Source organism: Beduini sp., assembly GCF_047239305.1.
In the GTDB taxonomy this organism is placed as follows: Bacteria; Bacillota_I; Bacilli_A; order Erysipelotrichales; family Coprobacillaceae; genus Beduini.
In genome coordinates this window covers 57,908-69,944 of sequence record NZ_JBKTEM010000010.1, presented here as the reverse complement: position 1 = coordinate 69,944, position 12,037 = coordinate 57,908, and the positions used below count along the sequence as shown (strand labels likewise).

Annotated in this window: 12 protein-coding genes; 2 read left to right on the top strand and 10 right to left on the bottom strand. The window is 34.1% G+C overall.

The window, feature by feature from the left end; translation table 11 throughout:
* Positions 1–279 precede the first annotated feature (279 nt).
* A complete protein-coding gene (locus tag ACLRVU_RS12290; protein WP_412892069.1) occupies positions 280–714 on the top strand; it encodes a hypothetical protein in 435 nt (144 codons plus the stop codon).
* Complete coding sequence (locus ACLRVU_RS12285) at positions 714–1,184, top strand: cupin domain-containing protein (protein WP_412892068.1); 471 nt, start codon at positions 714–716, stop codon at positions 1,182–1,184. The genes ACLRVU_RS12290 and ACLRVU_RS12285 overlap by 1 nt, the downstream gene beginning before the upstream one ends.
* A 48-nt stretch (positions 1,185–1,232) precedes the next feature.
* Here the strand turns inward: ACLRVU_RS12285 and ACLRVU_RS12280 are convergent, their stop codons facing one another.
* The 10 genes from ACLRVU_RS12280 to ACLRVU_RS12235 all read right to left on the bottom strand — a co-directional run bounded on the left by ACLRVU_RS12280 (position 1,233) and on the right by ACLRVU_RS12235 (position 12,036).
* A complete protein-coding gene (locus ACLRVU_RS12280; protein WP_147551141.1) occupies positions 1,233–1,706 on the bottom strand; it encodes a QueT transporter family protein in 474 nt (157 codons plus the stop codon).
* 113 nt (positions 1,707–1,819) lie between these two features.
* The gene (locus ACLRVU_RS12275) at positions 1,820–2,830 is read right to left on the bottom strand and encodes a lactonase family protein (protein WP_412892067.1); all 1,011 of its coding nucleotides are present in this window, start codon (positions 2,828–2,830) and stop codon (positions 1,820–1,822) included.
* A gap of 58 nt (positions 2,831–2,888) precedes the next feature.
* Complete coding sequence (locus ACLRVU_RS12270) at positions 2,889–4,424, bottom strand: gamma-glutamyltransferase family protein (protein ID WP_412892066.1); 1,536 nt, start codon at positions 4,422–4,424, stop codon at positions 2,889–2,891.
* A 129-nt stretch (positions 4,425–4,553) separates the two neighbouring features.
* A complete protein-coding gene (gene carB, locus ACLRVU_RS12265) occupies positions 4,554–7,772 on the bottom strand; it encodes a carbamoyl-phosphate synthase large subunit (RefSeq protein ID WP_412892065.1) in 3,219 nt (1,072 codons plus the stop codon).
* Positions 7,773–8,025: 253 nt separating this feature from the next.
* Positions 8,026–9,234 carry a threonine ammonia-lyase gene (gene ilvA / locus ACLRVU_RS12260; protein WP_412892064.1) on the bottom strand — a complete coding sequence of 403 codons (1,209 nt, stop codon included), beginning with the start codon at positions 9,232–9,234 and terminating at the stop codon, positions 8,026–8,028.
* 79 nt (positions 9,235–9,313) lie between these two features.
* Positions 9,314–9,496, bottom strand: coding sequence for a DUF4250 domain-containing protein (locus ACLRVU_RS12255; RefSeq protein ID WP_412892063.1), 183 nt, complete (start codon positions 9,494–9,496; stop codon positions 9,314–9,316).
* Positions 9,496–10,314, bottom strand: a complete 819-nt coding sequence (locus ACLRVU_RS12250) for a Cof-type HAD-IIB family hydrolase (RefSeq protein WP_412892062.1) — start codon at positions 10,312–10,314, stop codon at positions 9,496–9,498. Before ACLRVU_RS12250 ends, ACLRVU_RS12255 begins: the two co-directional genes overlap by 1 nt.
* Before the next feature lie 60 nt (positions 10,315–10,374).
* Positions 10,375–10,713: a hypothetical protein gene (locus ACLRVU_RS12245; protein ID WP_412892061.1), complete on the bottom strand. Its 339-nt coding sequence runs from the start codon at positions 10,711–10,713 to the stop codon at positions 10,375–10,377.
* The gene (locus tag ACLRVU_RS12240) at positions 10,710–11,090 is read right to left on the bottom strand and encodes an immunoglobulin-like domain-containing protein (RefSeq protein ID WP_412892060.1); all 381 of its coding nucleotides are present in this window, start codon (positions 11,088–11,090) and stop codon (positions 10,710–10,712) included. The genes ACLRVU_RS12245 and ACLRVU_RS12240 overlap by 4 nt, the downstream gene beginning before the upstream one ends.
* Positions 11,091–11,331: 241 nt before the next feature.
* Positions 11,332–12,036, bottom strand: coding sequence for a hypothetical protein (locus ACLRVU_RS12235; RefSeq protein ID WP_412892059.1), 705 nt, complete (start codon positions 12,034–12,036; stop codon positions 11,332–11,334).
* Position 12,037: the final 1 nt, after the last annotated feature.

Here is a 12,037-nt window from a genome sequence, read left to right as displayed (position 1 = left end):
GTCACAAGTTTACACCTGTCTAAAATCGGCTTTTGACCTGGCTGTCCGTTGGCCTTTAACACTGTCGTGTGGTCAAAAATAAGAAATAACTTATTTCGTATGTTCTTATCGAACGCAGTCATGCGTTCTCCAAAATTAGTGTGATGTATGAAATAGCTTCTTGTTATCACGAAACCAGTATATCTATTTTAAAATTTCTTGTCAATATATTTTTAAATATATTAAACAAATAGTTTCATATTATTAAACTTATGCTATAATTTTAAAGAGGTGAAGCATATGCATAAAATAGATTCGTTTTCTTATCAATGTGGTATTATGGACTGTTTTAATGAGATGGTAAAAGCCGGTCTAAAGCCAATGGCTCTGGCTCATCCCTTTAAAACACCACAAGAACGTGAGGTATATATTCCTTTTGTCAAACAAATAACAAAACAATATGGAAACTATTATTACTTAGACAACGATCCTTTGATCACAGATTTATTTGCAGCATCATTAAATCTATTTACATACAATATTATTTTTTATCGTGACGAAAATATTATTGAAAAATATAAAGCACTAAAAATAAAAAAGGAAAAGGCGATTACGAATAATGATTATCAGGAGATTAGAGAAAACATCGCTTATGAATTTGGATCTTTGCTGGGCTATCCAGAAACTCATATCCAACAATACATTAATAGCAACAACGAAAAGGAGGAATATTAATGTCAGGAATTATCATTACCAGTCAAAAAAAGCTCGTTGCTCATCATAAAGATGAACATGAGCCTTACGAGTATTATAAATATGAAGTAACTCCAAGAAAAGATTTTTCACAGGCATATATCTGCTTTTATGAAATACCGCCGCAAAAATATAATTACCCGATTCACTATCATGATTTTAATACAGAAGCTTTTTATATTATCAGCGGTGAAGGATTATTAATTACTGAAGATGATACTTCTCCGATCAAAGCCGGAGATATCGTAGTTTGTCCTTCTGGTAAAGAAGGTGGGCACCAATTATTCAACAGCTCATCTTCTCAGCTACTTACCTATATTGATTTTGATACAACACACTCTCCCGACGTCATACATTATCCTCATTCTCAGAAAATTGGTATTATTCAGCACAATGTTTCTAGTCAATTTTATAAAGAAGAAGATCAAGCTGATTATTACGAAGGTGAATAAAAAACTTAGTCAAGAATTCTCTAATAATAAGAGAGTTCCGCTAAGTTTTTATTTTGTGATGAATTCCATGAACTTCTTGTTTTTAGATAGAGAGTCAAACAAGACCACACCAATTAATAAGACTGCCAGTTCTCCTATCCATACATAAATCGCATTAACTACAAAAGGAATTCCAAACGCTAAATGTAATTCAAATCCAATGATTCCACCAGTAATCAAAGCTCCTACAAATGCAGCTAAATATTTATTTTTCATTTTATACATTGCAATGCAAACCAAAAAGGTACTGAATGTTCCAAAAACCATATCCAACCATCCTAGCGTAGAAGGGATATTCGCAATAAAACATCCAATAACTAAACCCGGTATATATTTCTTATTATAAAAAGCGAGAAAAACGATAATTTCTGATAATCTAAATTGAATTTCAGAATAGGCTAGTGGTGCAATTGCAAGTGTAAAAACTGTATAAATACAAGCTATAATCGCATTTTGAGCAATTAATTTCGTATTAAATCTCAAGCGATTCGCCCCTTTCAGTTTTTTGTTTTCACTTGTATGTCACCTCATTGAAAACATAATTATTCTAGCGATTTCTTTTTCTTTTGTCAATAAAAAAAGCAGCTATCAAATAGCTACTTACATACACAAACAGGTTCCGGAATAGAGAGTTGTTGATCTAGGTGAATCAATTCATCATTCCCGATTTCCAATACTTCTAGACGGTTATCATTCTGGCTTGCAACCACCAAATACTTTCCGATCACATTAAAATCACGAGGATTTTCTCCCACCTCATAAAAACCAATCAAACCAATTTTACCTGTCTCCCTGCTTATTTTATACATAACAATAGAATTATGTCCGCGGTTTGATACAAACAAATATTTTTCATCTTCACTCATGCGGATAGCGGCGGCAGAACTTGCTTTATTGAACCCGTGTGGAAGACAGGAAATTTTTTGCCTTAAAATAATGCCATCACTGCCACAGTCAAACACCATAATATTATTAGCAATTTCATTTACTAAATAGGCATGTTCTCCGTTGCCAGAAAAAATCATATGTCGAGGACCACTGCCCGGCAATACATTAATAGTAAGATCCTCATCTTCTACAATCTTTCCCTCCTCATAATGATAAAGTACGATTTTATCACTGCCTAAATCTACACTGTATAAATACTTTTTCTCCGGTGTAATTCCTACATAATGTGGGTGCGGCTGTGTTTGGCGTTTAAACAAATCCGGTCCCATCCCACGATGATACACCACACATGTTTTTTCTACGACTTTATGATTCTCTAATCGATAAGCTACGGTTGTTCCAATATGGTAATTGGCAGCATAAATATAGTTATTATTTGGATCTAAACAAAGATGTGTATATGATCGTCCATGAGAACTGCAATGGCTCAGTTCCTTCAAAGTATCTCCCACTACTTCAAAGCTGCCTATTCCTCCTCCATTAGGTTTTTTAGTTGCATTTTTATATGCAACATATAAATACTGATCCTCTTTTATCATATATGAAGCAAAATCTGTTGTTTCAATTTTATTTTTTAATTCTAACTGTCCTGCTTCGTCAATACCACAAGCGTAAATACCTTTTTGCTTGCCATAGCTTCCTACGTAAAATGTTGTCATTGTTTTCCCCCCTTGCTGTTATAATTATATCAATTTATCCATTAAAAAGATAACTATTTTAAAATTTATAAACAGGAATTGCCTGTCCGTCACAGCGTGGGTCACACCCTCCTTCTAAATGATCATTAAATATTTGGATAATTTCACTCGCTCCACTAGCGCTGTATTTTGGTATCAAGACAATATCATGTCCCATTTTTTTAAGTTCTTCCACTATTTCCTTGGAAATATTTTCTTCTATTTCTATCTGGTGTTTCCCATTTTTATAATTTGCACGCCATTTGACTGAATCTACAGTCTCAAACGCATTTTTCTTTTGATCGATTAAATTGCTGACCATCTGCATATTCCACATAACCTGATAATCCCCTCCGGGAGTATTTCCAACATATTTTAGATGTTCTTGATCAAAAATCATCCAGGTATTTAATGTGTGAATGGCTTTCTTTCGTGTTTCAATACAGTTTGGATGTCCAGGTTGAGTGTTTAACCCAACACCTGCACGATTGTTTAATAGGATTCCTGTTCCATCAACAACTTCCATACTTCCCCAAGTACCGGCAATGCTTAAAATAAATGAACAGGCATTTCCCCATTGATCCACTACTACAAAAGAAGTGGTATGTCCATTATTTTGCACATAGGGATCATCAATATCATTATTTGCCTTATTTAAATCAATTTGAAGAGCTAATTCCTTTGAACGTTGTTCTGATAATTCTTCTTCAATATTATTAAAAGTAATTTCGCGATGATTAAAAGCTAATTTTTTTGCTTCAATCTGCACATGAAGTTTTTGAGACGGAGTTAATGATTCCATATCTATTTGATTTAAGATTGCAAGTTCCTGTAAATGAACATATCCTTGCGATACCGGTGGGGTCTGAAAAACATCATAGCCACGATAATTAGTTTTTATTGGCTCAACAATCTCACATTTATAATGCCTAAAATCATCTAATTCAAAATACCCGCCATGTGCCTTACTATGCTGCACTATCTTTTTAGCGAGCTTACCTTTATAAAAACCGTCGTTTCCATGCTTATTTAAATATTCTAAGCTTTTTGCATAATCCTCATTCACAATTTTATCTTCTGATGTCATAGGTTTCCCGTTATTTAGATACAAATTTGCGGCATTATATTTTTTCAATTCCGCAAGGTCTGTATGCATATGTCTTTCCACTTTACTCGGAACATAAATACCTTCTCTTGCATATCTGATTGCATCTCCTGACAGCTCTTCAAATGGCTGTGTTCCCCATTGTTCTAAAGCAGTAAATAATACACTGACACATCCTGGAACCGTAACTGAAGTCATGCCATGCTGTTGTATCGGTGTTTTAATATCATAACGCCTTGGTATTTCTCCACTTCCGTTGACCGCATAGAGTTTCTTTGTTTGTTTATGGTAATACAGCATAAAAGCGTCACCACCAATTCCGCACATATCCGGCAGAACAACACCAGCACTTAATGCCATTGCAATGCTGGCATCAATAGCATTTCCTCCATTACGCAATACTTTTATTCCGGTTTCACTAATCAGCCAATGTGCTGATGAAACCATCCCATTTTTTCCCGTGACTAGCATTCCCAATATCCTCCTTTAAAGTTCTATTTTATTATACTATTGTATTTTTCTATCTTTATTGTTTTTCAGAATTTGAACTTGAAGATAAAAAATAATGCCTAAAGGATTATCCTTTAAGCATTATTAAATTTATTTAATTAATAAATGATATTCTTGTAATGATTTTACTTCATGGCTGCCATGAATTTTCATTTCCATAATACCTTCTAATGAAGCTTTTGCTGCAGCAATATTTGTTACATAAGGTATTCTCATTTTAATTGCATTTTTACGAATATAACTATCATCATCTGCACTTTGTTTTCCATGTGGAGTGTTGATAATCATCGCTAATTCTCCATTTGTTAAGGCATCCATAATATTTGGTCTGCCTTCATGGATCTTCTTGATTTTTTCAACCGGAATTCCATTTTTAGAGATTAGATCATAAGTATGTCCTGTTGCAACTAACGTAAATCCTGCATCATAATATCCTTTTGCAAGATCAACTACTTGTGGCTTGTCTAAATCATTAACACTGATCAGTATTTTCCCTTCAGTTGGCAAAATTGTTTTAGCTCCTTCTGCGGCTTTGTAGTAAGCTGCACCGTATGATCCGCCTAATCCTAATACCTCACCAGTTGATCTCATTTCTGGTCCTAAGATGGGGTCTACCTCCGGGAACATATTGAATGGGAATACTGCCTGTTTTACACCGATATGTGGTATCTTTTTCTCTTTTAATTCTGGAACTGGAGAAACTCTTCCTGTTAATTCTCTAGTAATAATGTCAGTTGCAATTCTTACCATGTTGATATTACATACCTTAGATACTAATGGTACGGTTCTTGATGCTCTTGGGTTTGCTTCTAACACATAAACTTTATCATCTGCAATCGCATATTGCATGTTCATCAATCCACGAACATCCATTTCTTTTGCAATCTTCTTTGTATATTCCTTAATTGTCTCTAAATGACGCATTGGGATATGTTTAGATGGCAGGATACATGCTGAATCTCCTGAGTGAATTCCGGCTAATTCGATATGTTCCATAACTGCCGGAACAAATACGTTTTCTCCATCACTGATAGCATCTGCTTCACATTCCATGGCGTTGTTTAAGAAACGGTCAATCAATATTGGACGGTCAGGTGTAACTCCTACTGCCGCTTTCATATATTGAGTTAAACTTTCATCATCATACACAACTTCCATTCCACGTCCACCTAATACATAAGATGGTCTTACCATCAATGGATAATGAATTCTTTTAGCGATTTCTAAAGCTTCTTCAACATTTACTGCCATTCCTGATTCTGGCATTGGAATTTCAAGTTTTTCCATCATTGCATTAAATAAATCACGGTCTTCTGCCATATCGATGGTTTCAGGAGTTGTTCCTAAAATATTAACTCCATTCTCTTTCAGCTGAGCTGCTAAGTTAAGTGGTGTTTGTCCCCCAAACTGAGCAATAACTCCTACTGGTTTTTCATTGTCATGAATACTTAATACATCTTCTAATGTTAATGGTTCAAAATATAAACGATCTGATGTATCATAGTCGGTTGAAACTGTTTCTGGGTTACAGTTAACAATAATCGTTTCAAATCCCAGTTTCTTTAAAGCCAATGTTGCATGAACACAGCAATAGTCGAATTCAATTCCCTGACCAATTCTGTTTGGTCCACCACCTAGGATCATTACTTTTTGTTTTCCATGATGAATATGACTTTCATCTTCACTATTATATGTAGAATAATAATAAGAACTGTCTTTTGTTCCACTTACATGAACAGGAAGCCATGCCTGCTTAATATCATTAGATAATCTTTCATTTCTGATTGCTTCTTCTTTAACATCTAAAATTTGACTCAAATATTTGTCTGAGAAACCATCTTGCTTTGCCTGTTTTAATACATCTGCAGGTAAAGATTTTCCTTTATAAGCTTTGATTGCTTCTTCTTCCTCTACTAACTCCTTCATTTGTTCAATGAAATAATGCTTAATTTGAGTTAACTCAAATAATTCTTCGATAGTAGCACCTTTTCTTAAAGCTTCATACATAATAAATTGTCTTTCACTTGTAGGAGTAGCTAACATCTGTAATAATTCTTCTTTTGATAAGTTATTGAAATCTTTTGCATAACCTAAGCCATATCTTCCGATTTCTAATGAACGAATTGCTTTTTGGAAAGCTTCTTTGTATGTTTTACCAATACTCATTACTTCTCCAACAGCTTTCATTTGTGTTCCTAGTTTATCCTCTGCGCCTTTAAACTTTTCAAAGGCCCATCTTGCAAACTTAATAACAACATATTCACCATCTGGTACATATTTATCTAAAGTTCCATATTTTCCACATGGAATATCTTCTAATGTTAAACCTGCTGCCAACATAGCAGAGATTAAAGCAATTGGGAATCCTGTTGCTTTTGATGCCAATGCACTTGAACGTGAAGTTCTTGGATTAATTTCAATAACTACAATACGATCAGTAACCGGATCATGTGCAAACTGAACATTTGTTCCCCCAATAACACCAATAGATTCAACGATTCTAAAGGCCTGATCTTTTAAACGATCCTGCACTTCCTGAGAAATCGTCAGCATTGGGGCACTACAGAATGAATCTCCAGTATGAACCCCTAGTGGATCGATATTTTCAATGAAACATACTGTAATCATATTATTGTTGGCATCTCTAACTACCTCTACCTCTAATTCTTCCCACCCTAAGATAGATTCTTCAATTAAACATTGGTGAACTAGGCTGGCTTGTAATCCACGAGATACCACTGTTTTTAATTCCTCAACATTGTAAACGAGTCCGCCTCCGGCTCCACCCATTGTATATGCAGGTCTGACAACAACCGGATATCCTAATGTTTCAGCAATAGCTAATGCTTCATCAACAGTATTGGCGACCTCGCTTCTAGCCATTTCAATATGTAATTCGTTCATCGCCTTTTTAAATTCCAGACGATCTTCGCCTCTTTCGATAGCATCAACTTGTACTCCTAATACTTGTACATTGTATTTTTCCAGTACGCCTGCTTCATTTAATTCTGAACAGAGGTTCAACGCTGATTGTCCACCTAAGTTCGGCAGCAATGCATCGGGTCTTTCTTTTTCAATAATTTGGGTTACCCTTTCCAAATTTAAAGGCTCAATATACGTTACATCGGCAATCTCAGGATCTGTCATGATCGTTGCAGGATTGGAATTAACTAAAACGATCTTATAACCTAAGCTTCTTAAAGCTTTACAAGCTTGTGTACCTGAATAATCAAACTCACAGGCCTGTCCAATAATAATCGGTCCTGAACCAATAACTAATACGGTATTAATGTCTTCTCTCTTTGGCATAATTTGTCCTCCATTTTCTTATATTTAATTCACAAAAAAACATATCAAATAAAATGATATGTCTATAAAATGAACTATAAAAAACGAGGAAAACAGCAGTGTTTTTTTAAATTAAATGCTAATGCATGATCTAATAAATACTTCATTCTCCTCATTCCTTTCTTATTCTTATACATTATAGTAGAATTGAATCAAATATGCAACAACAAATTTAAGAAAAGTCACGATCGATTAAAAAAGCAGGAACCCCTGCTTAATCTTGATTTACTGTCTTAATTTCCAATCCATTCTCTTTAAATCCATCAATAATCTGCTTAATATGTTTTTCACCATTTGTTTCACATGTTACACGTAACTCCACCTCGGAGAAACGAGGAAGGTTAATGAACTGGTTATGTTCAAGACTAATGACATTGGCATTTAAAGATGCCAGTAAATTAGAAACTTTTGCTAATTGTCCCGGAACATCTGGTAATTCTACAGTAAAAGTAAAAATTCTGCCTCTGGCCACTAAACCTTTATTAATCATTGAAGATATGTTCTTCACATCGATATTTCCGCCGCTAATCAAACAAACGACTTTTTTATTTTTAACGTTAAGCTTCTTTAATGCAGCTAGTGAAAGAATACCTGAGTTTTCCGCAATTAACTTATGCTTTTCAATCAAAACTAGAAAGGCCTTCATTAAATCATAATCTGATACTGTCACAATTTCATCAACATATTCTCGGATATATTGAAAAGGAATATCCCCTATTCTTTTTACAGCTGTACCATCAGCTATCGTCACTGCATCTTTTAAAGTAACAACCTCATCCTGTTCAATTGCCGCTAATGCACTAGCCGCCCCATCTGGCTCTACACCTATGATTTTCACATTAGGATTCATTTGTTTTGCTGCACAGGCAATACCCGAAATTAATCCGCCTCCGCCTACTGGAACTAAAATGATATCTGTCTCTGGCAGTTCTTCTAAAATTTCCAAAGCAATAGTGCCTTGCCCCTCAATAACATCCTCATCATCAAAAGGATGAACAAAGGTATATCCATGTTCCTTCTGTAACTCACAAGCCTTTCCATAAGCTTCGTCATATACTTCTCCGTGCAATACAACGTTAGCTCCGTGTGAAGTCGTAGCTTCAACCTTAATCAACGGAGTATGTGCCGGCATAACAATCGTCGCTTCCACATCCGCCTGATGTGCTGCATATGCAACCCCTTGGGCATGATTTCCTGCAGAAGATGCAATCAACCCTTTTTTCTTAAGTTCCGGATCCATTTTCGAGATTTTATTATATGCTCCCCTTAATTTAAAAGATCCTGTACGCTGCAAGTTTTCTGGCTTGATATATACTTCATTATCACTTTCATTAGAAAACGGTTCACTGTAAATTAATGATGTTTTGACAAGAACCGGATCCAATCTATTTTTTGCTTCCTTAAAATTATCTAATTTAAGCATAAGATATCCCCCTCATTTTTTAATAGTATAGCACAATAGCTTTATTAAAAAAAGAGTCTAAAACCTATTGATTCAGACTCTATTTCACTTTGATTTGATTGATTGATTTCTGATATTCATACCCATTATCCATTAGAATACGTAGGATTTCTTCATAACTTTCACCTTTTGTTTCAATAATAGTTTCTAATGACATATCATCATCTCTAAGCATCATATTCAACATGCTGACTAAAATATTAATATCTCTAGGCAAACTCATTATAATTCAACTCCATCAATCAATTGGTTCAACATATAGGCAATACCATCTTCATCATTGCTAAGCGTCACTTTATCTGCTTTTTCCTTTACCCCTTCAACTGCATTTCCCATCGCTACTCCTACACCCGCATATTCGACCATTGATAAATCATTGTAGCCATCACCAAACGCAATAACTTCTTCTCGCTTGATACCTAAATGCTTTACTAAGCAATCTAAAGAAGCAGCTTTATCAATGTTCTGAGCCATGATTTCAATATAGAATGGTGCAGATCGATAAATGCTTAACTGTCCATCATAAGGAGCCTTAAATTCATCTAAGACACTTGCTACATAGTCAGGATCTGCTGCTAATAATACTTTATTTACCGGGAAATCAATGAACGCTGTTAAATCGTCTATTTGACGTAATCCCATATCATTCAACTTTGCTTCTCCTATAACGTAGCTATTATCTGACTGATCAGATATTAAATCCTGATCCAAATAAGACATAGCGGCTAAACGATATTCTTTTGCTCGCTGGATCATTTCTTTAGCTTGACTAACTGTCAATGCTTTCTCATAAATAATCTCACCTGTTTTATAATCATTGACTTTTGCACCATTGAAGGATAATAAATAACCTTCATATTTTTCTAATTCTAACGCCAATGCTTCATGGCGCAGTCCAGGTGTAGGGCGCCCAGAGGCTAATACAACTTTAATTCCTAACTCTTGACATTGAATCAATACTTCTCTTGTTTTTTCAGAAATTGTATTCTGACTGGTTTTTAGTGTTCCATCTAAATCTAATGCAATCAGTTTATAGTTCATGTTAAGTCCTCCACTTCTTTAATATCAAAACACGAAACTATCAAATTGTCAAAAGAATTATTAACGAGCATAACTGATGATTTTGTTTGTTATCTGATATCCTATGATCGGTAACTTAAGTGTATATTCTGTTTCCACTTGATAGAGCAACTCTTTAGGATAAAATTCTAAGTCATGATCTATTGTACAATCTGTATACGTAATACGATATTGCTCTGAATTCGCCATCGCTTCCATAATTCCTTGATCAAAATGACTTTGCGATATTTGTGCGATCATATAGTGATGATAATTATAAGCGGTATTAATCTGTGAAGCAATATTGAACAGTCCCATAACTAATACAATAAAAAAAGTGATTAACAAGCTGTCTACAATCCATTCTACTGATATTTTCATTCATCCACCCTCACATCTACAATTTTGTCCGCCCATTGTCCATAACTATTTTTTACTGCAAAACGCACTTTATAATAACCTTTTTCTTTAATATTAATGTTATCATAAATTTCTACTTTTTTTGAAATATCCCCTTCTATTTCATCTGTTGCCATTACAAAGGCTTTAAGATCATATTCTTCATTTAATTTTAATGCAATCTTATCTGCATTGATTGAAATAGCGGAATATTGAATATCCGGTGTTATAAACTCATTTACTGCTAACATAGGTTGGTTATTCATCTGTAATAGAAACTGTGCAAAACTGTAAAGAAATAGAGTGCATAAAACGATATAAAGTGCTAATTGACTTGCATGCTTTATACTCAAATCCATTATATCAGTCTTCCAATCATCATTTTAACGACCTCACTAAACAACAAGTAATTTATTCCTTTCATAAACACAATCACGACAGCTACCGCAATCAGTAGATCACAGAAATTCTCAAAAGTATAATCCATAACTAAAACCGATGAACATTATTAACACACTGATAGGCAATCGTTAATAACCCACTGTATAAAATTAAATTCATTATTAGTTCAAATCCCTGTTCTAAAGAAAATTTCATATATTACCCTCCCATAAGTGAATTTGACAACATATTGGCAATCAATAAAATATAAATACTTAATAAAAATAATGGTACAGAATTAATCGCACCAATAAAAAATAAGTTCTGTTCCTGTGAATGCTGGCGATTGCTTGTATTTATTGCATTAAGACGTTTATGTAAAACAGCAAATTCACTGATCATCAGTGATTTATCCAAGTAATTGAATTGATACAGATCCAACATTAACTCATTAATATCAGATAATTTATACTGTGACAGAAACTCAGTATAGTTTTGTTGATCCATTGGATCTTTTTCTATTTTATCTACTAAAATCTTCAAATCCTTTTTAATAGAACCCGGACAAGTTATTAAAGATTTTTTTAATGTATTGGGAATATTATTAGATAAAATCAATACTTCTAGAGAAGACAGCCATAGAGGAAAATCAGCTGATACTTGTTCAGTTTTTTGCTTAACTTTAAATCTTATATAAAAATAAGGCAGCTTATACCCTAATAAAAAAGCGCCTATTATGCCATAAAGGAAAACAGGTTTATAAAATTCCATCTGTCTGGAAATAATCCAATAACCGCTTATCCATGAACATATGAATAGAAATCCTATCGTTAAGCGCCACTTAAAAAATTGCCGCAGACGGATATCAGAAATTTTTAAATAACTATTTAAATTTCTTTCGTTAATTTGATATAGCCATTTCATT